This window comes from Paenibacillus radicis (ex Xue et al. 2023) (assembly GCF_024722015.1).
In the GTDB taxonomy this organism is placed as follows: domain Bacteria; phylum Bacillota; class Bacilli; order Paenibacillales; family NBRC-103111; genus Paenibacillus_S.
Window position 1 is genome coordinate 176,553 of the sequence record NZ_JANQBD010000006.1, and the last position, 22,794, is coordinate 199,346.

Sequence of the window (22,794 nt, forward strand, 5' to 3'; positions counted from 1 at the left end):
AGGATCAAACTACAGATCCAAAAGAACATTTCGTCTCATTCATGCGTGGACTTGGAACCCGAACAGTATTGTACCAGCAGAATGTGGCTACATCTCTCGGTTTATACAATCATGATTTTATATCCGTGGATATTCTGCGCGAAAAAGGCCCAATCACCGCTGGGGAACTATCCAAATTAACTGGGCTTTCTACGGGGAGTGTTACCGCATTGATTGATCGACTTGAAAAAATCGGTTATGTTCGCAGGCAAAATGATCCCAGTGACCGTCGCAAAGTAATTATTGTCCCACAATATGAAAATAAAGAAGAGGTCAGCAATACGTACCTCCCTCTTCACACCGCAATGATTAAATTGGCTTCCACCTATACTCCTGAAGAGCTCGATCTTATTACGCAGTTCTTAGGCAAAGCAAGCACGGTCTTGGAAGAGCAGATTCATCATCTCAGCTCCATTGCGCGCAGCAAATCTTCTTCCTAACCTAGGCAAGAAAATTAAAAAGGACGATATCCAGAGGGTAAATGCCTCCAGGGTACCGTCCTTATTCACATTAAAACTCACTAGTTAAAGCATACCCGAAAATTATTGAGACCATACAGGCAGGTTGCCACATAATGATTATGGAATTCTTTTGAGCCATTAAATCCAAAAAAGTTATGGAATTTATTAGAAGCTCCAGGCAATTTCGCGCGCCTGTTGGATCGCTTTTTCTTTAATCATTGGTGCTTGGTCAGGAGCTACGGCCATACCCTCCACAAAGATGCCTTCAAAGCTTGGAACCCCAAGGAACTCCATGATGATATCCAGGTGGCGATGACCCATTTCAAAGTCGCCAGTGTCGCCAGTAGCTGTAGCTGAGCACGGGGACAGCACGCTTCCGCTCGCCTGAATGTGAACCGCTTTTTTATCGCTCAGTAGACCAACCCGCCCTTTACCCTGAATATATTGAAAGGTTTTGCCTGCAACGCAGATGGAGTCGATGTATGCTTTCATAACAGGTGGATATGAATAATTCCATACGGGATTTACAAATACATATTTATCAGCAGCAACAAATTGATCTACAAGTTCAGTTAGACGGCTTACTTTCGCTTTTTCTGCATAGGTCAATTTTTCAAAAGCAGTGCCTGCTCCGAGTTTCCCCCAACCGCTAAAAACGTCGGCATCAAGCTGCGGAATATCCATTTTATATAGATCCAGATGAACGACTACGTCATTCGGATTTGCGGAGCGGTAAGCCTGTACAAATTCTTCGCCTACAGCCATACTATATGAGGTTTCATGATCATTTGGATTTGTTGTGATATATAAAACAGTTGCCATAATATAATTACCACCTTCAATTTTTTATAGAAAACAAAAAGATAAAGACAGCCAATGGTGGACGACCTTCTTCGTCCATAATAACCGCACTGGCAGGAGCATTTAGCCGTAAGAAACGCTGACCATCTGCCTTGTAGAGACGTTGAGGCGATTCCAGAGGCTGGCCGTGGCGATACCGGTGATGAGAGTAGCCAGCGCCTGCTCATCGTAATGCCGGGCAGCCTCCTTATAGATCTCGTCTTGCACCGGGTCTGTTCTGTCGCTGAACCGGGTAACCGCCTCGCTGAGCGCCAGAGCAGCACGTTCGGCGTCGGTAAAGTGTGGTGTTTCACGCCATGCCGCTACGGCCAGAAGCCTCTCTGCCTTTTCACCTGCCGCTAAAGCATTGCGTGAATGAAGCTCAACGCAGACGCTGTCTCCATTGATTTGGCTTGCCCGAAGATAGGCAAGGAAAAGCGTCCGCATTGGAACGCTGGTTGTCTCTGCGGAAGCAAACAGGGCTTGGCCCAAGGCTTGCAGGGCTTGGATCGCTTCGGGTACGATCATAGCGGGGCTGTTCATTCTTGATTGCATGGGAAACACTCCTTCTCTTTCTGATTGGAGCCAATTATTCGGCCCTTCTCTACAAAGACGAATCAAGTCTCGGGAGTGTGACAGGTTTGCATAAGACACGGAAATTCAATGAATATTTGGCGATCTTGTCACATCGGCTGGATTTTGTTCGTCAATATTTATAGAGGCTAATTTTTTATTAAGAAGGGATTAGAATGATGAGCGATTATGAAGGGTTGGCCCAGCAATTCGAAACGCACCGAAATCATTTGCAAGCGGTGGCTTATCGAATGCTAGGATCATTGAGTGAAGCGGAGGATGCTGTACAGGAGTCTTGGCTGCGGCTTAGCCGTTCGGATACGAGCAGTGTCGAGAACCTGGGAGGATGGCTGACTACAGTTGTCTCACGGGTATGCCTCGATATGCTCCGATCACGGAAAACAAGGCGAGAGGAATCGATAGAAACGCTCTTTCCCGATACATTTGCGAGCCATGAGGGTAAAGGCAATCCCGAACATGAAGCACTGCTTGCTGATTCTGTCGGTCTCGCGCTGCTTGTCGTGCTTGGCAATCTGAATCCTGCTGAACGCATCACGTTCGTATTGCACGATATATTTGCCATGCCCTTCACCGAGATTGCTGCTATTGTGGGTAAATCCGAGACCGCAACCAGGCAGCTTGCAAGCCGTGCACGCCGACGGGTTCAGGGGGTACGAACGGCCCCCGAGGCCGACCTTGCTAGTCACCGCAAGCTCATTAACGCTTTCCTTGCTGCGGCTCACGCCGGCGACTTCGATACGCTTGTAGCAGCGCTCGATCCTGAAGTTGTGCTTCGGGATGATCGACAGTCAGCTGCCTCAAGGGTAACTAGAGGCGCAATATCTCTCGCCAAGCAAGTTTCAGGCCGTGTACAAGCTTCGCAACCAGCTCTAGTAAATGGATCGGTAGGAGTTATCGTCGCTCCTCGCGGAAAACTGCTCTACATCCTTAAATATACAATAAAGAACGAGAAAATTACCGAGATTGACTTGATCTCTGACCCTGAACGGATACGCCAGCTCGACCTGGCGATATTGGGAGATTGATTGATCTGGCAACGCAAAAAAACTGCCTAATGGCGCCATTGGCAGTTTTTTTGCGTTGTCATTACCATTAAACCTTCGCAAGTTGAATCCTTTAAGTTTTAAGTGGCTTTTTAATCGACATTGTCAGCGACCATCCGCTTATTCTCAATCGCCGCAGAAAGCACGATAAGCGTAGAAGAGAAACCGTGCGGACTGCACGAATCGAGAAAAGTGGCCAACGATTCCATCGATGCGGTAATTATTTTCATCATAAAATTATATTCTCCACTAATGCGGTACAATTCTATGACATCCGAGGATTGCATGCAGAATCCCTGGAAATCCAAACAATTGCTCGTCTTGAACAGCACGAACGCTGTAACGTCTTTGCCGAGCTTTTTGGATGAGAGAATCGCCTTGTAGCCCTCGATGATCCCTTGCTCCTCAAGCTTGCGCATTCGTTCGGTAACGGCCGGCTGTGTCATTGCGATCGTCCGACCGATTTCGGCAACTGGCATTCGTGCGTTCTCATGCAGCAGCGCTAGTATTTGACTGTCGATTTTGTCCATTGCGAGTGATCTCCTTTATTTTATACGCTATACTCGTTCTTTTAACTTTAATATGAAGAAAATGACTTCTTTATAACTTGTTTTGTGTATGTAAATTATATATCCAACCTTATAAAATGTCATTAAACAGATTTGAAGGAGAAGATAACTAATGATAACGGCAAAATCACTTTCTCTCGACACCCCTCTTACGATTGGCAGCATGGAGCTTCGCAACCGGTTAATCATGGCGCCTATGCAGCAGTACAAAGGCTCGCCGGAAGGTTATGCGACAGAGCATCATATTCAGCATTATTCGAGAAGGGCTAACTTGATTGGATTAATTATAGTGGAGTCGACGGCAGTGTCCGATAACGGTAGACTGTGGCCTAATGACATTGGCATTTATTCAGATCGACATACCGATGCCCTGAAAAGAATTACCGATCCCGTTCATAACCAAAATACACCGATATTCGTTCAACTGTCCCATGGAGGAAGAAAATCAGCACCGGAAGTGACGAAGCGGCTCATTGCGCCAAGTGCGATTCCCTATGACGGGACTTACGGAAATCCTGCTGAATTGTCGCTCTCTGAAATCGAGGCTCTCATTGATGATTACCGAATGGCTGCCAGACGCAGCATTGCGGCCGGCTTCGATGGGATTGAGGTGCATGCGGCTCATGGGTTTTTGATTCATCAATTTTTGTCGCCTCTCTCCAATCTCCGCGATGACGCATACGGTGGAACACCTCGCGGTAGGACCAAATTTTTGCAAGACACGCTTGCTGCAATCCGTTCCGAAACCGGCCGCAATTATCCAATAATTGTGCGGGTCTCCTCGACCGATTATATCGACGGCGGTCTAAATCCGCAGGAGCTGGCGCTGATGCTCAAACCACTCGAAGCAAACGGACTTCTAGACGCGGTTGACGTATCATCCGGCGGTCTGCTGCCCATCCAACCGACGGATGTTCATCCAGGCTATCAACTGCCTGACGCAGCCGTCATTAAGCAGCATCTTAACGTACCCGTCATCGCTGTCGGAAAAATCTATACCCGCAGCTTTGCCGACCGGATCATTGGGGATGGGCTGGCAGATGCCGTAGCTATCGGACGACCGCTGCTTGAAGACCCCGATTTCGCGCAGAAAATGATAGGCCCAAGGGACTGAGGCTTCCCTTCCCGCCAGAGACAAAAGAGAGGCGCTGCATCATGCGGCGCCACCTTTAAATAGCTAAAAACCGCCACATGGGCGGTTTCTTTTTTTAGATAAGATTAGTAACACATATTTAAAAGCAGAACCCAACATATGGTATAATAGGGTTACTACAAATTTAGTAATTCTAGTTAGGAGCTGCTAACTTTTGCATATTGGAATAGATTTGGACAACACCATTCTTGATGCCACTTCAGCTCATTTACATTACTATAATATAGCGTCCGGCTTGTCTTTTACACCTGATGATGTTAATGATTTTTATATATATCGTTTATATGGGTGGGACGAGGCAGAACGTAATGTCATTTATAACAAATACGGACATGATATTCATTGGAACTCATCACCTTTACCAATGGCCGTAGAAATATTACAGCAATTATTTAATCAGCATCAAATATCAATCATTACCGCTCGACCTTTACTTTTTCGTGAGGTTACTATTAAATGGCTTCAACATCATAAGATTAATTATCACAATATTACGCTTATTGAAAATAAACTCCAAGAATGTATGAACTCCAAAATAGATGTGTTGATTGATGATGGCCCTCACTATGCTGAGGAGTTTGCCCTAGTAAATAAGCCGGTTATTTTATACGAGCAGCCCTATAATTTGGCCGTAACCAACGACTTCGTACTTCGCGCTTCAAACTGGATTGAAGTAAAAGAGCATATCGATCATTTAGCATCGAAGCTGACCTTGAATTAGTTTTTCGGGAGAACTTTTGGTTAACCGTTGAATGAGCTTGCCTAAAATTAGGGTAGTAGCCTATAAAATATCCCCACAAAGTGGGTCTTGCTTCGAAGTTGATTCAGATACTTTGCGGGGAGCCCCGAAACATATAAATGCTATATAGACAAATAAGGGCAAGCTTCGCTCACCCCTGATCCAATAACATTAAATGGTTACCTAAAAAAAACCGCGCCATGCGCGGAAATAAACTGCTTATTCTTCTATATCTTATTCCACATTATGATATACCTGCTGCACATCCTCTAAATCATCCAAAGCATCAATCAACTTATCGAATTGGGCTTGTCCTTCTTCCGGCAAAGCGATGCTATTTTGAGCTAACATGGTCAGTTCAGCAATGGAAAACTCCGTGATACCAGCCTTTTTAAATGATTCTTGAACGGCATGGAACTGTTCCGGGTCAGCGTATACCATAACCATCTCATCTTCTTCAACAAGGTCACGAATGTCTACATCCGCTTCCAACAAAATCTCCATGATATCATCGATGCTCTTGCCTTCAATACCGATAACTGCTGTGGCATCGAACATGTAAGCGACTGAACCGTTTACACCCATATTCCCGCCATTTTTATTGAATGCTGCACGTACGCTTGAAGCTGTGCGATTCACGTTATTCGTTAGTGTGTCTACAATGACCATCGCACCGTTTGGTCCAAAGCCTTCATAACGAAGCTCCTCATAAATTTCATCTGAGCTCCCTTTTGCTTTATCGATAGCGCGATCAATAATCGCTTTTGGCACATTATAGGTTTTTGCCCGTTCGAGAACAACCTTCAAAGCACGATTTGCTTCTGGATCCGGTTCACCCTTCCGTGCCGCTACATAAATTTCAAGTCCAAACTTAGCATAAATTCGACTTGTATTTGCATCTTTAGATGCTTTCTTCTCTTTAATGTTATTCCACTTACGGCCCACGATTGATCCCACTTTCTATTTTGATTTCACTACACATAATAACCGATTTTCATTATAAATGGAAAAAAATAATATCGCTTCGTTATTCACAGGATCAAAATATCATACTTTTGTCCTTTCGACTACTGCCATTTGTTCAAGACAATAGTACGCTTGTTATTGATTTTTGCATGATCATAAAACAATTTTAAACACGGGACATAAATTATTAATTCTTCTACGAATAATCTGATAGGCCAAATTATTAGGAACGTCGCATAAAAAAAATTGGAGAGTGAATATACAATGGGCAACTGGAAATCAGGAACAGTCGGATTCGTTTGTGGCGCCTTGTTTTTCTCGAGTCTTACATACGCGGCCGATGCGGTCGGCATTGACGTTTATTTTCGCAACATAAAGTACTATTTCAACGGAGAGAACAAGCAGCCACCGCAGGATCTGCAAGGATTCATTTACAAAAATACGACCTATGTACCGCTTCGATTTCTATCGGAATCTTTGGGTAAACCGGTAAGCTGGGATGATGCTACAAGCTCTATTTATGTCGGGGACAAACCGGTGGAAAATCCGACTCCTTCGGAGGAAAATAAGAAATCATCACCCGGATCGGCGGCATTGCAAGTATTTCCTAAGGATAATCCATGGAATACGGATATCTCGAAATATCCTGTTCACCAGAAATCCAAGCAGTATATCGCCTCTATTGGCACTAATACCAGCGTGCATGCTGATTTTGGCACCACGTGGCAAGGGGCCCCCATAGGGATTCCATACTCGATCGTAGGCAGCGATCAACCAAAAGTAAAGGTTACCTTCACGGACTACGGAGACGAGAGCGATCCGGGACCCTACCCAATACCGGCAAATGCGCCTATAGAGGGCGGACCGAATAGTGATGGCGACCGTCATGTTATCGTTGTCGATAAAGACAATCAAATGCTGTATGAATTGTACAACGCCCACTCCACACCCGATGGTTGGAAAGCTTCGAACGGAGCCAAATGGGATTTGAATTCAAACGCGATGAGGCCCAAATATTGGACATCCGCTGACGCAGCTGGCTTGCCAATCTTTCCCGGACTCGTCCGGTATGAGGAAGCGTTAGCTGGAGAAATCAACCATGCGCTGCGTTTCACTGTTCGAAAAACACAACGCGGATTCATCGCTCCTGCCACCCACTATGCCTCGAACAGTACAGATCCCAATCTTCCACCAATGGGACTACGGCTCAGGCTGCGTGACGATTTCGACATATCCAGTTACTCCTCCACAAATCAGGCGATCCTTCGCGCGATGAAGAAATACGGTATGATAGTCGCTGACAACGGCAGTGATCTCTATGTAAGCGGAGCGCCTGATCCCAAATGGGACGACGATGACTTGCATAAACTGAGCAAGCTCAAAGGCAGCGATTTCGAAGTCGTTGATACTGGTGGAATTGAAAAATAAAACGAAGCTCACTCAAGACTTGTATCGCTAAAATCCTTGTGAAGCCGCATGAAGTGGGCATGCGGTTTTTTGTAGATTCTTTACACTTCCCTCTTTTGATCCACACTTCTACCAATGTTATGGATTCCCTTTACCAAGTGTTTAAGTGCTCCTGTGCAGAGCGTCTAGTGCATCCTGTCTATCCTTTAAGAAAAATATTTGATTGCCGTTATTACACTCATAGATAAAATCCTTCAAGCTTTTGCTATTATACTCATCAAAATCTCCTACAATAGCGAACTTAACGTTGTAGTTCACAAATTTTTGCAAGATCTCACCTGCAAGTCTCGTTCTTAGCTCGAAGAATTCCTTCGTTACGTTCGATTTTTCAATCATTATTTTATCGCATTCCTGATTGTACCTAACAGAAGCCATCAAATCCAATGCCCCTTGAACATCGCTTATTATGATGTCAGAGCTTTCTACAATGGCGACCTTTGAATTACCTTGTTGATCGATAGTTATATTCATTATTAATTCACCTTCCACTTATAAGCTGCTTGGATCTATCGAATGTAACAGTGACCAATCTATCCAATCTATCCACTTTACCCTCATTTTACCACTATTTGTGATAAGGTTCATCTTACACACATTATCGGCTAAGCTGGAAATATCCGGATGGCCCCTTATTTACTCTTCCCAGCCAAATACTTTTTAAGCCTGCTGCAAGTTCAACCTTTATTTCCGAAGTTAAGTAAGGCAATGGTAGTCGACCATCGAACATATACATAAACCTGCTAATATACAGGAATTATTGGTTCAAAATGGATGAAGAGAGCATATTCCTGCGATTGTGCAGGCTTTGTACCCGCAGATGGATCCATTGAGGAGTAGAAGATGAGATTCCTGCATTTAAGCAGGCATTTTGCGAAAGGGATCATTCATGTAACAAAAGCCTGTAAAATTGCAGGAATTCAATCAAATTCCATTTAGACTTCATTGTTTCATGCTTACCAATTCAGCTGACCTTTCCTCATTTTAGCTATGTATGTGATTTGGCCCGTATGATAGGGCAGGTGATTCATCATCTGCATCATTACATCAAGTACAGTGGATTGATTATTTAAAGCACTATATTTAAGCGGTGCCATATTTACATAAGGCTGACTAAGCAGTATTTCCGGTTTCGATTTCATATCTTCCAGCACATGTATAATAATATCAAAAGATCTAATGATCAGATCTAACGCTTCTTCTTTAGACATGACAAGTCCAATTCTGAACTCTTCATCTCTGTCCCTAGTATCAGGAATATTAAAAAATATGATTTCAACTCGTTGATGTACGGTACCCCATATATGTGCCACTAAATTGGCTATACTATTGCTTTCTGCAGTAGGTCTCCAAACTATATCTTCCTCTGACAATTGTTCGATCAGTATAGGCACCCACTTCCTTTCCCCTCTAAATTTCCATAAAAAACTTTCGATTAGTGAGGTCAATGGGTCCATTTGGTCACACACCTTTCAAAGTTGGCGATCCTGCCTGTTACTGGTTCAAATTGTATTATTTCGCTGGTATATAAATATCAATTTGCCCGTCATCACTTTCTAATGTATGAATATCGTTCCAATATTCTATATCAATCGGTCTTTCTCCAAACGATTTATTAATAAAATCATAAGTTGTACCAATCTGTGATTCTGCACCTGTATGTATAATTTTCACAAAACGCCCCGAAGGTACAATATAAGTTATCATGCCACTAGGAATCTCACCATAGGAGGTCACTTCGAAGGCAATCACATGTTGAAATGGAATATCGGGAGTCCATTGACCTTCATGAGGGTAAATTTGAATTAAATAAATGCCGGATCCGTTCCTATTTTCAATTTCATCCATTTGTTTCGCCAAATTTTCTCGTAACGTTCCAAAAATCTTTGATTCTAAAACATTGTTTAAGCTTTCAATTATTGTAAACCCAACCAACTTGATCTCTTCTCTTTCCATCGTAACGACTTGATGAGTTTTCATTATAAAATGCCTCCTTTTCAAATGGAAAATATACCCACATTAATTTTAGCGAATATACGTTCGCTTGTAAAGGTTGCAACACAAAATATACAATCCCGTATACAGAAAGGCCCTAATTTCCCCCTTTCCTTTTCTCTCGAAGGATTAAGAAAAGAAAATGGATCAAAGGGCCCTTTTTTATGTCTTCTAAAAGCAAGTAAAAGAACTAATTTCTCTTAAACTGATTCCAAAAATCACCCAAAACCTGCCGGTCCACCTAAAACCTGAAACCGAAAAGTTTCCGACAAAAGTCGGGAAAAACCAAAAGCGGTTTCCATTAGTTAGCCAAACAAAAGTATTTCGAAACAAGCAGCGCGAAATAGATCGGGGGTCAACAGCAAAAGCAGATATGGTCGGTTCAAAAGATGGCGGCGGGAATGCCGGTCCATGTCCAGGTGGCGGCCCATGATGGGGTCCGTGTTGCGGTCCATGTCCATGCGGTGGGCCATGTGGAGGTCCGTGTTGCTGACCATGCGATGGTCCAGGCGGAGGTCCGGGTGGTGGCATAAACGACATTAGATTTCACTCCTTTTCTAAAGTGGGCTAATATAATGTATGTAGGTATGAATTTTTGGATTGGACAGATGCCTATTTTCAGCAATTTATAAAATACTTGAGGTGAGGTTGTCTTTCGTAGCAATAAGGGGCCAAGTCTTAAATAATAATTTTACACTCATCAAAAAAGAGCAGTGAGAGCCTCGGACATGAGTTGAGTCCAGACCGCCACTGCCTTTGTCGACTGGCGTTCTGCGCCAGCATCAATCATTATTTATACAACAAAGCTGCCCATCCAATTGAAATCAGCAGCCTCGATCGTGATTATTAAGCTGTTGCTTTCCATTACTTCCATATGGGGTTAATGATCCCCCTGTTTACTCAGGTTTTGCTTGATTATTTTATCGCTTTTAGAATAAGACCTGTTAACTAGAAAAATACCTATACAAACCAATATGGCTCCTACAGCTGTTTCATTGTGTAGCGGTTCGTCCAGAAATAAATACCCGAATAATACGCCAAAAAACGGAGCAAGAAACAGGAATGCACTAGTTTTAGTGGAGTCGCCTATAGAAAGCAAATAAAACCATAAAGCAAACTGCGCAATGGAACCAAACAACACCAAGTAGACTAACGAAGAAACGGAAATAAAATTAACGGTTAACCTTATGTTTTCCATAAAAAAGCTTGCCATCGTTAATATTAATCCGCCAAATAACATTTGATACGCAGTCAAAACCCAAACGCTGCAAGCGAGATTAAATTTTTTAATAAGCAAAGTCGCAATGGCCCAACATAATCCGCCTATTAAACCAATAATGGTTCCGTTACTCCATTGTAAAAGACCTAAAATTATCATCCCAATACAACCCAAAACCACTCCAAGCCACTGAACAGGTTTATATTTTATCCCTATAAATACGGTGCTGAGAATAACAACAAATAACGGATTCATAAAGGTTAGAATAGAAGATTCACCAGCTGTGATCGTACGAAGGCTGACAAATATGCAGCCCATAACCCCAACAGTTTGAAACAACCCGATTACAATAACTTTTATCCAATCAGCTAAAAGATGAGGGTGCGTATATTTTCTTACAAAAACAGCCATTAAAGCCCCAGCCAAAAAAAATCTAAGCCCTGCCAAAAGAAGCGGTGAGATGTAAGTTACCCCTATTTTGCCCACCACAAATGATGAACCCATTAAAGCAGTAGTAACAATTAGCAAAAATGCGAAGTAAAAACGGTTCACAGACTAACCTCCGAGCTTGTAATACAAATCTACCTTATCATACCATATTAGGGTTGAATTGAAATTCCCCAGTATACCTGGATTTAAGGGAAGCGGTTGGCCTTCAAGCTTGAGACGGTTAGCATACCTTATCCAAAACAGCAATCGAGAAGAAACCAATATTTAGGATGCGTGCTATGATAGTGGAAAAGGAGGAAATGACTATGCTACTTAACAATAAGAACGCGATAATTTACGGCGGAGGTGGAGTGATTGGCGGCGCTATTGCCCGTGCTTTCGCTCGCGAAGGGGCACATGTTTTCCTAGCCGGCCGCACGCTTGATAAACTCGAAGCGGTGGCGAGTGATATTACCACAGCTGGAGGAGCAGCCCAAATCGCTCAAGTCGATGCTCTTGATGAGCGGTCGGTCCAGAATCATGCCGATGACGTGGCGATGAAGGCGGGCAGTATCGACATCGTATTGAATGCCATCGGGATTTTTCATGTTCAGGGCACACCAATCGCGGAACTGACCCTCGAGGACTATATGTCTCCGATCACTACCTATACACGGACTAACTTCATTACCTCTAAGGCCGTGTCCCGGCACATGGTGAACAAAGGATCAGGCGTCATTCTTACTCTGTCAACACCCGTGTCACGAATGGCCGGACCAGGATTCATGGGACACAGCGTTGCTTGCGCTGGTGTCGAATCATTCTCCCGCCATCTGGCAGGCGAGCTCGCTCCCAATGGCATCCGCGTTATCTGCCTCAGACCCCATATGATTCCTGAGGCCACTGAAGTAAGCTCTCACAGCCGCGACATCTTCCAGATCAACGCCGAGCTCGCCGGTATAACATTGGATCAGATGCTGACAGGGGCCGCAAGCAGCACACTGTTGAAGCGGCTTCCTACGCTTGCCGAAGTAGCCAACACAGCGGTTTTCATGGCTTCGGATCAAGCTGGTGCTATGACGGGCACGGTGGCTAATCTCACCTGCGGCTTTCTTGTCGATTAAGTGACCGGAACGGCTGGTTGACTAGCGGAACTTAGCTTCCAGAGCTCTTTCGAATGGACTCATCGCCTCAAACCGTACCCTTATATTCAAGCCATATAGACAAAGAAGGCTGTCCAACCATTCCTGTTGGCAGCCTTCTTCTTGCAATTATTAAACAATGCATTCCACTTACCACTAAGAAGAAACCCCTATTTGGCTCTGCTCCACCTGTGTCTGTAAATGCTTCTTTACAAACAAGGCAAAATAAATCATAGCCATCACACAAACAACTGCACAAACAGCGAACCCAGAGCCCATACCAAACAAGCTTGCATAAGCACCACCTGCCAATCCGCCAAAAATCCGGCTTCCTCCCAGCAGCATGATGGAATTCATCATTTGCCCGCTCGCCTTCAATTCCTTCTGAACATACCGATTCACATATTCTGCAAGGCATAAGTAAAATAAAATGAACGTTCCTCCATGCAGCACCCATGACAATATGACAGTAAATTTGGTAACCGCGACCGCATACAGCAGCCATCTAAGAATGTGAATTAAGCCTGAAAACATCAATATTTGATAAATGCCAAACCTTCTGTACAACCGATCAAAGAAGATCATAAAAGGAAACTGGCTGATGGATCCGATCATAATTCCAATACCGATCAAGCTGGTGGTGATTCCCTGCTCTTGACTATAGACGGCATGGAAAGTGAAGAAGAAGCCCATCGTAGACTCAATCGTGAACGTATAAATATAAATTAATAATAACGGCTTGTTCTTAAAAAGCTCCTTCAGCTTGACCTTCGCCTTGCGTTGATGGCCTTCTACTTTTGGAATGCCGCACGCAAATAAAAAAGCGATAAACATCATAATGGAAAATACGGGAAACATATAATCGATGTTCTTGTCCAATATCCACCCTGCAACCGCCGACATGGCCGCATAGCCGACAGAGCCTGCCGTCCTGACCCTTGAGAAATTAAATCTCGATTTGTTAGCCAGCTCCAATGCAATCGTATCGCTAAGCGGATTGACAACACATTGAACCACAGAAAACAAAGTGGTGGACAGCAGCAGCAGCCAAAGATGGTTACCCGATAACGGAACCAGCCATATTGTAGCAGCCGTCAGCAACAGACTTAGCAATAAAATACCGTTCTTCGATTTGGCCCGATCAGCCGCTAGCCCCCACAAGGGCTGTATGAATAAAGCAATAATCGAACCCACTGAGGTAAGCAAGCCGATCGTAAAAAGATCCAAATTAATTTTGTTATAATACAAGCTAATATAAGAAGAGAAAGCGCCTAATGCCATAAACATAAGCGCATAATAAAAGGATACATATACGTAAGTGGCCTTTGCTGATTTTTCAGTGCTCATCGTTGTTTCGATACACGGTCCACTTCGGCTAATTCTTCGGCCGTCAACGTTTCTCCGATATGCAATAACGCATCTTCAATTTGCTCAGGACGGGATGCTCCCAGTATGGCGGAGCTAATATTGTTATTGCTAAGCACCCAGGCCAATGCGAATTGGGCCAATGTCCATCCCCTCTGATCAGCCATAGGCTTGATCGCCTCTACAATGGCAAGATTGCGGTCTACTCCAAGCAACGATTGCAGCCTTCTCTCTCCGGCAGCACCACGTGATCCTTCCGGCGGAGCTTCACCTTGCCGGTATTTGCCGGTTAACAGCCCTCTTCCCAACGGACTGTATACAATAACCCCTACTCCTTCAGATTCAACGAACGGGAGCAGCTCATCCTCGATGCCTCTGGAAATGATGCTGTATTCCGGCTGCACGCTTTCAAACCGGTGAAGATTATTCAAAGCGCTAACCCCATGCGACTTGGCAATCTGCCATGCTGCAAAGTTGGAGCAGCCGATATAGCGGACTTTACCCGACTTCACCAGGTCGTCGAGCGCACGAAGCGTTTCGTCCAACGGAGTCTGAGAGTCAAACCGGTGCACTTGATACAAATCGATATGATCGGTTTGCAGCCTTTTTAAGCTCGCCTCCACGGCACGGTATATATGGTATCGGCTTTGACCCGAATCATTGGGACCTAGTCCAACTTTGCCGTGTACTTTAGTAGCGAGAATAATTTGATCACGTCGACCCTGCATAATTTTCCCCAGAATCTCTTCGGATTCTCCAGATTCAAGCGGATTATCACGATCCATTCCTTTGCCGTAGACGTCTGCTGTATCATACAATGTGATCCCAGCATCCAACGCTGCATCGAACACATTTCGAGACTGCGTCTCATCAATCCACCGGCCAAAAGCCATCGTCCCCAAGCTGACCTCCGATACTTTCAATCCGGTTCTTCCCAAGCTTCTGTGTTTCATACATTTCCCCAACCCTTCTATTTATAATTAAGTAAAAATAATTGCTGTTTCCAATGTTCTTATCATAGGCGACAAGCTATACACGGGTGGTTTTCCAAATTCCCTTCTTGAACCGTCCATATATGAGCACCGAGCGCACAAATTGATCTGCAGCTGCTGCTGTCCAAATGCCGGCGGTACCCCAATTCAACCCAAATACGAACAAGAGACTCAAAGCAACTCTGAAGCCCCATACCCCGATTAAAGTCGAGTACAGCGGGTACCGGGTATCTCCTGCTCCTCTCAAGGCTCCGCCCAAAATAAATTGGGTTGCCTGAGACACTTGAATAAAGCCCATAATTCTTATCCCAACAGCTCCCTGTTCGATTACAGCTTGGTCTGGCGTGTACAGCATCATAATATAAGGGGCGAAGCAGATAAACACTACACCCATAGCCCCTGCTACAACCATCCCAATTTTGCGTACCTGCCATCCATACTTTTCCGCTAAATCCGGATTGTTGGCCCCGAGTGCCTGACCGACCAAAGTAGAAGCCGCTATGGAAAATGCCATTCCCGGCATAAAGGTCAGCCCAAACACATTAAACGCTATTTGCGTTGCTGCCAACGCTACGGTTCCAAGGCTTGCGGCAACTTTTACAAACACAAGCATTCCAAGCCGCATCACGATTTGTTCAATTGCCGTGGGCAGCCCAATTTTGAGAATACGCCCAATCATCACACGGTCTATTTGAAATAAGCCGCGCGCTGTTAAACGAATGGTATATTTGCCGCTGAACATTACAGCAATAACCCAAACCATGGAAACCAGCTGCGATACGATCGTTGCAACCGCTGCGCCGGTAACACCCATCTCCGGCAAACCCCAGACTCCGTAAATCAAAGGGAATCCGATAATAACAATAAGCACATTCGATAACACATTGATTTTCATTGGTGTACGAGTATCTCCGGCTCCGCGTAATATTGCGGTTAAAGCCATCGAAATCGTATTAAAGCCGACGGACAAGAAAATAATTTCTGCATAACGCAGTCCGTGCGCCACCACGTCCTCCCCTGCTCCCATCATCCGGAGCAAGTCAGCTGCAAAGAAGTATCCAAGCGCAACGACCAGCACAGAAAGTACAATATTTAGTGCAAAAGCCTGACTCGCAGCCCGGTTAGCTTCCATAATTTTTCCTGAACCGACTGATCTTGCTACAATAACCGTAGTGCCTACATTTAAAGTCATGAAAATAGCTAACAACAGAAAATACGGCTGACTCGTTAATCCTACCGTCGCCACTGCTTCTGGACCTACCCTACCTACCAAAATCATGCTAAGCATCTGCATAAAATTAATCAGCAGCATCTCCACCAAGGATGGGCCTGCCAGCTTCAAAATAATTTTACGAATAGCTTTACGATCGTTTGGATCGGCTAAGGCCGCCTCAGGAGCATCCATCTGTTCATCTGCTTCGGAAGGTTGTTCATCTTTTGTTCGCGCTTTCATGCAGTCACCTTCGTTTCCATTCTTTAGGCGTATTTTCCACCAGCAGCTTCCAATTTTAACAGCTTTCCTAATCATAGCCGATTTCTCACAATTTAATAAGGACTGAATTCGGCTTCAATAAGTAACCTTTAGTATAGTAGCTTTATTTATTGACAAAACTTTTGTATAGTCTCCCATATTGAGTTGACCGCCCCTTAACGCTTATAATAAGAAAAGCTTCTATTCGAAGCCCTATCGATGAAGATACATTCGTGTCTTAAAGGTAGCTTTTCTTGCAATATTAGAAAGGTGAACCTCCGGTTCAAACTTATACTTTCTAATATTATAAGAAAAGCTTCTATTCGAAGCCCTATCGATCAAGATACATTCGTGTCTTAGCGGTAGCTTTTCTTGCAATATCAGAATGGTTCAGCTCTGCTGAAAACTTATTAATTATGATATTATAAAAAATGAGAAAAAAGTTTAAAAGAAAAGGTGTCATTCATGAGCATATTAAATGTAGAAAAACTAAGCCACGGATTTGGAGATCGCGCTATCTTCAAAGATGTATCCTTCCGTCTGCTCAAAGGTGAGCATATCGGACTCATCGGTGCTAACGGTGAAGGTAAATCCACCTTCATGAACATTATTACAGGCAAGCTCCAGCCGGATGAAGGAAAAGTAGAATGGTCCAAACGCATGCGCGTAGGTTACCTCGATCAACATGCGGTGCTCAACAAGGGCATGACAATCCGCGATGTTCTGAAGGGAGCCTTCCAATATCTGTTCGACATGGAACAAGAGATGAACGACATGTACGTTAAGATGGGCGATGTATCTCCGGAGGAGCTCGATCGGCTGCTTGAGGATGTCGGTACGATTCAGGATACATTGACGAATCAAGACTTTTACATGATCGATGCCAAGATCGAAGAAACCGCCCGCGGACTGGGACTTACCGATATAGGACTGGATAAGGATGTTAATGATCTTAGCGGCGGACAGCGGACCAAAGTATTATTGGCCAAGCTTCTGCTCGAAAAGCCGGACATCCTGCTCCTCGATGAGCCGACGAACTATCTCGATGAGCAGCATATCGAATGGTTGAGACGTTATCTGCAAGAGTACGAGAATGCATTCATATTAATCTCTCATGACATTCCGTTCCTTAACAGCGTTATTAACCTGATCTACCATATGGAAAATCAAGAGCTGAACCGATACGTTGGCGATTACGATTATTTCCAGCAGGTCCATGAAATGAAAAAGCAGCAGTTGGAATCAGCCTACAAGCGCCAACAGCAGGAAATTGCAGATTTGAAAGACTTCGTAGCCCGGAATAAAGCTAGTGTCGCGACTCGGAATATGGCGATGTCCAGACAAAAGAAGCTGGACAAGATGGATGTCATAGAGCTCGCCAAAGAAAAACCGAAGCCGCAGTTCAACTTCAAGGATGCCAGAACGTCCGGCAAGCTGATTTTTGAAGCTAAGAATCTTGTCATCGGCTACGAGGAACCCCTATCAAGAGCGTTGGACCTTCGTATGGAGCGCGGTCAGAAGATCGCCCTGGTAGGTGCCAACGGTATCGGCAAAACAACGCTGCTGCGTAGTATCTTAGGTGAGATCCAAGCACTGTCGGGCTCCGTTCAGCTTGGGGAGCACCTGAGTATCGGCTACTTCGAGCAGGAAATGAAGGAAGCCAACTACAATACTTGTATTGAGGAAGTATGGAAGGAATTCCCTTCTTACTCACAGTTCGAAGTGCGTGCGGCACTGGCCAAATGCGGGCTAACAACGAAGCATATCGAGAGCAAGATTACCGTTCTTAGCGGCGGTGAGAAGGCAAAGGTGCGATTGTGTAAGCTCATAAACCGTGAAACAAACCTGCTCGTGCTCGATGAGCCGACCAACCACTTGGATGTGGATGCGAAGGACGAGCTGAAGCGCGCCCTCAAAGCGTATAAAGGCAGCATTCTTCTGATCTCTCACGAACCGGAATTTTATCGCGATGTCGTTACAGATACTTGGAATTGTGAATCCTGGACGACAAAAATGTTTTAATCCCTGTATGTTAAGGAACTGTCTCACAAGCATAGAACGAGCCAGTCGCCAAATTAAACAAGCTTCCATGACCACTGTCAAAGTGGAAATTGGAAGCTTGTTTTTCTGTGAATTCGGCGTTTAATGGAAACATGAACCTTCGTGAAATTGGGTTGGCACCGGATTAAGCTTAGAATGACCTTAGCGGAACTAAAATTTCCGTTATTCAATCGGCCTCGTTAAATACGAGACAATAACGGAAGCCGCTGTTCCGTTATTAGGAAGAATTCGGGCAGTTTACGCTAAAATTTTAAAGTTAACGGAAGAAGTGCTTCCTTTATTTCTCTGTTTTTATGATTTTTTAGGAAATAACGGAACGGTCACTTCCGCTGTTAACCTAAGTAATGCCAAGTGCGATTCTGTTTCGTTCGTTGCCACCACTATTTTCTCGACCCACGGTTGCAGCAATTGTGATCATAGCTATGTGACTATTTCATAACAAGCACAACAAAATGCCAGGATTAATCCCTCACATCACACAATGCTGTTAACAATGCTTTACAGCCGCGCGAGAAAAGCAACAGCCAAATCGGCTATTCGCAGATGCCCGTTCTCGTTCGGATGAAGCCCATCGGATGTGTAATAATGCATCGTTAGCTTGTTAAAAGCGCTAATTGCATACAAATCCAGCAATGGCAAAGAATAGTTAAGCCCGATCATATGGATAGCATGAACATAATCAAAGAGGCGGCAGCCTGCTTCGTTCGTGCTGAATATATCGTAACCGTCCTTATCTCTAGGCAATGGAGTCCAAAGATTTAACCGGCAGCCCGGATTATTAGTTAAAATATGCTCAACTAGTGTTCGGTAAGCTCCGATAAAAGTCAGGATATCATAGCTGCCTGGTTCTCCTAACGGTTTATTCAAGCGAAAATCGTTCACTCCGGCAAAAATGGTCACACAATCGAGCGTTTGGTCGATATTCCGACCGACATTCACGGTTGCCCCATAATCTCTGTCTCCGCCAGCCGTCATGGTGCAGCCGCTTTTACCGTAATTCATCACTCGGCTCAATCCTAGCCTGCTGCATACAAGCGGCTGATAGCCGTTGGCCTCTGTTAGGCTATCGCCTAGCGTCCCCCAACTCCTACCTCTCCATCTATTTGCTTCGGGAGTGAATAGTCCGGTTGCAGACTCCTTGTCAATTTTCTTCATCAAATATAACTTGAGCTGTCTCGTTTATTCCAGCCGTCACAGCTTCCAATGACGCTTCCGTACGATCACCGAGCCAAGCTCCCTGCTCTATTAATGTATTTTGCAGCGTCGGAATATCGATCCCGCGAAATCCGGTATTGGATCTCGCCGCCATGGCAGCAGCAGTGCCTGCGGCCTGCCCCATCGCGAAGCAGTTCGGCATGACTCGCAGAGAGCCTTGTACTGGACGATCCGAGGAAACCGAACGACCGGCTACAATCAGGTTCTCCTTACCCTGCGGCAGCATGCAGCGATAAGGAACGCCATGCGATTGTCCTTTCGGCAAGTGTTTGATTGCCATAGTGCTCTGCGCGTTCGCAAGATGAATATCAATGAAATAGGAATTCCGGGCAATATCGTCCTCAAAGGTGCGCATTTGGAGGAAATCCTCTACCACCAAGGTGTAATCACCAACTATTCGGCGTGTTTCACGAATTCCAATTTGATCACCTGAATGAACCAGATGCGCGTTCTCGAAGCCTGGCACATATTTGTGCAGAAAGCGCAGCTGCGTCTCTATCAATTTCCTGCCTTCGATAGCAGCATAAGTTAAATCCTCTGCTTTCGTACCGTCAATACCAAATACATGGCCGAAATTAAAGCCCGCCACTGACTTCGAAAGCCAGGCCGTACCGGAAATCCGCTTGCGTCCCTCCGGCAAATCGCCATTTTGCTGTGCTTGCGTGACGGTATCCGGCAATTGGCCGCCTTGACCGGTATCCTGGATAAATTTGTCAAATTCATCTTTGTCCAAACCGGATAAGATAAAGCACATCGTACCCGGCTGCAGCTCCCCTTCCTCCCCGCCGATGTGAAAGGGTACCCCGGCCAATGCTGCCAAATCCGCATCACCCGTAGCATCGATGTACAGCTTCGCTTGGACAACCGAACGGCCGCTTTTATTGCTGATCACTATTCCTTGAATCTGTTCGCCTTCCGTAAGCACTTGATCAACAAAAGTATGGAACAGCATCTTAGCTCCGCTTTGAGTCACTTCATGGTCATAGATGCGCTTCAATACTTCCACATCAATGGGAACCCAGTCCAGCCTGTCTTTATGCATGCTCATATAGATATCGCCGGAGGCTTGTTTCATCTTCTCCATCAGATTCAATCCGATACCTCGTATTACCGGCTTCTCCCCATCGGTATAAGGACAGAATGCGGGAACGAGCGCTGCAGTTCCCATACCGCCCATGTAACCTCGCTGCTCAATTAGCAGCGTATCCGCGCCATTCCTTGCAGCTGCAATAGCCGCAGCAATGCCTGTAGCTCCTCCGCCGATCACAACGACATCCGGTGTATAAGATATCGGAAGCTCCTGCTGCGGGATGGTAACCGTAGTCAACTTGATGGTCATTTGATTTCCTCCTCAAATTTACGCTGAAAATGGGAAGCAAACAGAAAACAGCCGCCTATAAGATAAGCTGCTTTCTGTTCGCGGCATGTTATTTTTTCAAAGTGGTGTACCAATCATTAACTTCTTTATAGCTCGAATCGCTGCCGGCTGCTTTATACTTTTGTTGGAAAGCTTCCAAGCCCGATACAGACTCTGCACCAAAAATCAATTTGACTGTATAATCGTTAATCATCGTGTTGAGCTGTTGGAAATTTTTTGAATACTCAGGCATGAAAGGCGCCATCCCCAACGGGTCGATTATGCGTGCTTCCGCAGGCTGCTTCACATTCAGAAACTCCCAAGCTTCAAACAAACGCGGGTCCTTACGCACACGTGCCTGCCAGTAGATCGGATAATTTTTCTCGTCAACGCCCATCAAATAATTGTTCGCCTGATTCCGCTCATCGGTAAATATCGGCAGAATAGGGTTATAGGCTCCGTCTTTGAACGTATAGTGCTTGCCTTCCTCGCCTATCGCCATCGTCCTGAAAGTATCCTTCTCCAGCTTGGCATTCATCCATTTAATCGTATCCTCAATGTGTTTGGAGGATTTGGGAATAAAGGTGATTCGGTCAAAGCCTGACGATGCAGAGAAGCCCATTTTGCCGCTTGGACCCTTCAAAGCTGGAGCAAACACCATTTTGGCGTCAGGTTGATTTTTTTTCAGTGCATCCGCAATAGTCGGCACATCGGACCAGTTAAGCGGAATAACGCCGGCACGGCCACTTGTGAATTTTTCTTTCATCGTAGCATCTTTATTTACGCCAAATTCCTTATCCAGCAGCCCTTGCTTGAACAGCTCGCTCATGTAACCCACATATTCTTTAAAGGCCGGGTCCAATGTACGCGGAGTCAGCTTGCCATCAACCGGATTCCAAAAGTTCGGCATCCCGAACGCACCGACCACATTTTGCAGGAACGGATCGTCTCCCCTGAGTGTTAAAGCCACATTTTTATCTCCGTTACCGCCCGGGTCCTTCTCTTTGAATGCCTTCAGGACAGCCGTCAGCTCCTCCAATGTAGTCGGCATTTTCAGGCTTAGCTTATCCAGCCAGTCTTGACGAATCATCAGGCCGGTGCTGGAAAAATTAATGGACTTGGTGGGAATGGCATAAATTTTCCCGTCCACTTTGGCAGCATCGAATGTTTCCTGGGACACGGATGCTTTAATGTTCGGACCAAACTTATCGATCAGAGGCGTTAAATCAACTAAAGCCCCTTTTTTGGCATAATCTGAATAAAGCGCTTTAAAATCACTGCCGCCAGCGGTCGTAATAGCATCATACGGTTCTGCAGACGCAATCAACAAATTAAGCTTGTCTTGAGGCTTATCCTGAGGAAGCATTTCGTACTGTACTTTATAGCCGGTTTTATCCTCCAGCACTTTGGCTACGGGATACGTGTTGTAATCGTCCTTTTGCCAAATTTGCAGTGATTTCAACGTTGGTTTCACTTCATTTTTGGCAGCGGGTGCAGGTGTGGATCCAGATGCTGCAGGAGCCGTCGCTTGAGAATCTCCCCCTTTGGATGAGCAAGCAGCAGAAGTCAGTGTCATTGCGGCCAATGTAATGAGGAGCCATTTCTTTTTATTCATAGAAAACCCTCCTAGTTTAATTTACAATCTCTGTATCATTAACCCCTCAATAACAAGGATTGAAT

21 protein-coding genes are annotated in these 22,794 nt (G+C 45.0%); 7 read left to right on the forward strand and 14 right to left on the reverse strand.

Annotation, left to right across the window (positions count from 1 at the left end; genetic code table 11):
- Positions 1–41 precede the first annotated feature (41 nt).
- On the forward strand, positions 42–479 hold the full coding sequence (locus NV381_RS10105; protein ID WP_258213275.1) for a MarR family winged helix-turn-helix transcriptional regulator: 438 nt from the start codon (positions 42–44) through the stop codon (positions 477–479).
- Positions 480–665: 186 nt separating this feature from the next.
- Here NV381_RS10105 and NV381_RS10110 read toward each other — a convergent pair whose 3' ends face one another.
- Both NV381_RS10110 and NV381_RS10115 read right to left on the reverse strand, forming a co-directional pair.
- Positions 666–1,322, reverse strand: coding sequence for an NAD(P)H-dependent oxidoreductase (locus tag NV381_RS10110; protein ID WP_258213153.1), 657 nt, complete (start codon positions 1,320–1,322; stop codon positions 666–668).
- A 102-nt stretch (positions 1,323–1,424) separates the two neighbouring features.
- On the reverse strand, positions 1,425–1,895 hold the full coding sequence (locus NV381_RS10115) for a carboxymuconolactone decarboxylase family protein (protein ID WP_258213154.1): 471 nt from the start codon (positions 1,893–1,895) through the stop codon (positions 1,425–1,427).
- 197 nt (positions 1,896–2,092) lie between these two features.
- Between NV381_RS10115 and NV381_RS10120 the strand changes: the two genes are divergently transcribed.
- Complete coding sequence (locus tag NV381_RS10120) at positions 2,093–2,959, forward strand: sigma-70 family RNA polymerase sigma factor (protein ID WP_258213276.1); 867 nt, start codon at positions 2,093–2,095, stop codon at positions 2,957–2,959.
- A gap of 110 nt (positions 2,960–3,069) precedes the next feature.
- Here the strand turns inward: NV381_RS10120 and NV381_RS10125 are convergent, their stop codons facing one another.
- Positions 3,070–3,507: an Lrp/AsnC family transcriptional regulator gene (locus NV381_RS10125; protein ID WP_258213155.1), complete on the reverse strand. Its 438-nt coding sequence runs from the start codon at positions 3,505–3,507 to the stop codon at positions 3,070–3,072.
- 151 nt (positions 3,508–3,658) lie between these two features.
- Here NV381_RS10125 and NV381_RS10130 point away from each other — a divergent pair, with 151 nt between their 5' ends.
- Both NV381_RS10130 and NV381_RS10135 read left to right on the forward strand, forming a co-directional pair.
- Entirely contained in the window at positions 3,659–4,660 is a 1,002-nt protein-coding gene (locus NV381_RS10130; protein ID WP_258213156.1) for an NADH:flavin oxidoreductase, read from the forward strand.
- A gap of 193 nt (positions 4,661–4,853) precedes the next feature.
- Positions 4,854–5,420 carry a 5' nucleotidase, NT5C type gene (locus tag NV381_RS10135; protein WP_258213157.1) on the forward strand — a complete coding sequence of 189 codons (567 nt, stop codon included), beginning with the start codon at positions 4,854–4,856 and terminating at the stop codon, positions 5,418–5,420.
- A 252-nt stretch (positions 5,421–5,672) separates the two neighbouring features.
- Here the strand turns inward: NV381_RS10135 and NV381_RS10140 are convergent, their stop codons facing one another.
- Positions 5,673–6,383 carry a YebC/PmpR family DNA-binding transcriptional regulator gene (locus NV381_RS10140; protein WP_258213158.1) on the reverse strand — a complete coding sequence of 237 codons (711 nt, stop codon included), beginning with the start codon at positions 6,381–6,383 and terminating at the stop codon, positions 5,673–5,675.
- Positions 6,384–6,668: 285 nt separating this feature from the next.
- On the opposite strand from NV381_RS10140, the gene NV381_RS10145 reads away from it, so the two are divergent.
- Entirely contained in the window at positions 6,669–7,832 is a 1,164-nt protein-coding gene (locus tag NV381_RS10145; protein ID WP_258213159.1) for a copper amine oxidase N-terminal domain-containing protein, read from the forward strand.
- Between the two features lie 141 nt (positions 7,833–7,973).
- Here the strand turns inward: NV381_RS10145 and NV381_RS10150 are convergent, their stop codons facing one another.
- From NV381_RS10150 to NV381_RS10170, 4 genes are all read right to left on the reverse strand, one after another.
- On the reverse strand, positions 7,974–8,342 hold the full coding sequence (locus NV381_RS10150) for a DUF4180 domain-containing protein (protein WP_258213160.1): 369 nt from the start codon (positions 8,340–8,342) through the stop codon (positions 7,974–7,976).
- A 482-nt stretch (positions 8,343–8,824) separates the two neighbouring features.
- Positions 8,825–9,325: a DUF1572 domain-containing protein gene (locus tag NV381_RS10155; protein WP_258213161.1), complete on the reverse strand. Its 501-nt coding sequence runs from the start codon at positions 9,323–9,325 to the stop codon at positions 8,825–8,827.
- A 55-nt stretch (positions 9,326–9,380) separates the two neighbouring features.
- Entirely contained in the window at positions 9,381–9,848 is a 468-nt protein-coding gene (locus tag NV381_RS10160) for a GyrI-like domain-containing protein (RefSeq protein WP_258213162.1), read from the reverse strand.
- Positions 9,849–10,743: 895 nt separating this feature from the next.
- On the reverse strand, positions 10,744–11,634 hold the full coding sequence (locus NV381_RS10170) for a DMT family transporter (RefSeq protein ID WP_258213164.1): 891 nt from the start codon (positions 11,632–11,634) through the stop codon (positions 10,744–10,746).
- 203 nt (positions 11,635–11,837) lie between these two features.
- Here NV381_RS10170 and NV381_RS10175 point away from each other — a divergent pair, with 203 nt between their 5' ends.
- On the forward strand, positions 11,838–12,635 hold the full coding sequence (locus NV381_RS10175; protein WP_258213165.1) for an SDR family NAD(P)-dependent oxidoreductase: 798 nt from the start codon (positions 11,838–11,840) through the stop codon (positions 12,633–12,635).
- Positions 12,636–12,809: 174 nt separating this feature from the next.
- Here NV381_RS10175 and NV381_RS10180 read toward each other — a convergent pair whose 3' ends face one another.
- The 3 genes from NV381_RS10180 to NV381_RS10190 all read right to left on the reverse strand — a co-directional run bounded on the left by NV381_RS10180 (position 12,810) and on the right by NV381_RS10190 (position 16,463).
- A complete protein-coding gene (locus NV381_RS10180; protein ID WP_258213166.1) occupies positions 12,810–14,000 on the reverse strand; it encodes an MFS transporter in 1,191 nt (396 codons plus the stop codon).
- Complete coding sequence (locus tag NV381_RS10185) at positions 13,997–14,971, reverse strand: aldo/keto reductase (RefSeq protein ID WP_258213167.1); 975 nt, start codon at positions 14,969–14,971, stop codon at positions 13,997–13,999. The genes NV381_RS10180 and NV381_RS10185 overlap by 4 nt, the downstream gene beginning before the upstream one ends.
- A gap of 76 nt (positions 14,972–15,047) precedes the next feature.
- Entirely contained in the window at positions 15,048–16,463 is a 1,416-nt protein-coding gene (locus NV381_RS10190; RefSeq protein ID WP_258213168.1) for an MATE family efflux transporter, read from the reverse strand.
- Between the two features lie 483 nt (positions 16,464–16,946).
- Here NV381_RS10190 and NV381_RS10195 point away from each other — a divergent pair, with 483 nt between their 5' ends.
- A complete protein-coding gene (locus NV381_RS10195) occupies positions 16,947–18,503 on the forward strand; it encodes an ABC-F family ATP-binding cassette domain-containing protein (RefSeq protein ID WP_258213169.1) in 1,557 nt (518 codons plus the stop codon).
- Between the two features lie 537 nt (positions 18,504–19,040).
- Here NV381_RS10195 and NV381_RS10200 read toward each other — a convergent pair.
- The 3 genes from NV381_RS10200 to NV381_RS10210 all read right to left on the reverse strand — a co-directional run bounded on the left by NV381_RS10200 (position 19,041) and on the right by NV381_RS10210 (position 22,729).
- Positions 19,041–19,697, reverse strand: a complete 657-nt coding sequence (locus NV381_RS10200) for an SGNH/GDSL hydrolase family protein (RefSeq protein WP_258213170.1) — start codon at positions 19,695–19,697, stop codon at positions 19,041–19,043.
- Positions 19,684–21,096 carry an FAD-dependent oxidoreductase gene (locus NV381_RS10205; protein WP_258213171.1) on the reverse strand — a complete coding sequence of 471 codons (1,413 nt, stop codon included), beginning with the start codon at positions 21,094–21,096 and terminating at the stop codon, positions 19,684–19,686. Before NV381_RS10205 ends, NV381_RS10200 begins: the two co-directional genes overlap by 14 nt.
- Before the next feature lie 88 nt (positions 21,097–21,184).
- Complete coding sequence (locus tag NV381_RS10210) at positions 21,185–22,729, reverse strand: extracellular solute-binding protein (protein ID WP_258213172.1); 1,545 nt, start codon at positions 22,727–22,729, stop codon at positions 21,185–21,187.
- Between the last annotated feature and the right edge of the window lie 65 nt (positions 22,730–22,794).

Coding starts and splice junctions, on each gene's coding strand:
- NV381_RS10105 (WP_258213275.1), top strand. CDS start 42: ATGCGTGGACTTGGAACCCGAACAGTATTGTACCAGCAGAATGTGGCT.
- NV381_RS10110 (WP_258213153.1), bottom strand. CDS start 1,322: ATGGCAACTGTTTTATATATCACAACAAATCCAAATGATCATGAAACC.
- NV381_RS10115 (WP_258213154.1), bottom strand. CDS start 1,895: ATGCAATCAAGAATGAACAGCCCCGCTATGATCGTACCCGAAGCGATC.
- NV381_RS10120 (WP_258213276.1), top strand. CDS start 2,093: ATGAGCGATTATGAAGGGTTGGCCCAGCAATTCGAAACGCACCGAAAT.
- NV381_RS10125 (WP_258213155.1), bottom strand. CDS start 3,507: ATGGACAAAATCGACAGTCAAATACTAGCGCTGCTGCATGAGAACGCA.
- NV381_RS10130 (WP_258213156.1), top strand. CDS start 3,659: ATGATAACGGCAAAATCACTTTCTCTCGACACCCCTCTTACGATTGGC.
- NV381_RS10145 (WP_258213159.1), top strand. CDS start 6,669: ATGGGCAACTGGAAATCAGGAACAGTCGGATTCGTTTGTGGCGCCTTG.
- NV381_RS10150 (WP_258213160.1), bottom strand. CDS start 8,342: ATGAATATAACTATCGATCAACAAGGTAATTCAAAGGTCGCCATTGTA.
- NV381_RS10155 (WP_258213161.1), bottom strand. CDS start 9,325: ATGGACCCATTGACCTCACTAATCGAAAGTTTTTTATGGAAATTTAGA.
- NV381_RS10160 (WP_258213162.1), bottom strand. CDS start 9,848: ATGAAAACTCATCAAGTCGTTACGATGGAAAGAGAAGAGATCAAGTTG.
- NV381_RS10175 (WP_258213165.1), top strand. CDS start 11,838: ATGCTACTTAACAATAAGAACGCGATAATTTACGGCGGAGGTGGAGTG.
- NV381_RS10180 (WP_258213166.1), bottom strand. CDS start 14,000: ATGAGCACTGAAAAATCAGCAAAGGCCACTTACGTATATGTATCCTTT.
- NV381_RS10185 (WP_258213167.1), bottom strand. CDS start 14,971: ATGAAACACAGAAGCTTGGGAAGAACCGGATTGAAAGTATCGGAGGTC.
- NV381_RS10190 (WP_258213168.1), bottom strand. CDS start 16,463: ATGAAAGCGCGAACAAAAGATGAACAACCTTCCGAAGCAGATGAACAG.
- NV381_RS10195 (WP_258213169.1), top strand. CDS start 16,947: ATGAGCATATTAAATGTAGAAAAACTAAGCCACGGATTTGGAGATCGC.
- NV381_RS10200 (WP_258213170.1), bottom strand. CDS start 19,697: ATGAAGAAAATTGACAAGGAGTCTGCAACCGGACTATTCACTCCCGAA.
- NV381_RS10205 (WP_258213171.1), bottom strand. CDS start 21,096: ATGACCATCAAGTTGACTACGGTTACCATCCCGCAGCAGGAGCTTCCG.
- NV381_RS10210 (WP_258213172.1), bottom strand. CDS start 22,729: ATGAATAAAAAGAAATGGCTCCTCATTACATTGGCCGCAATGACACTG.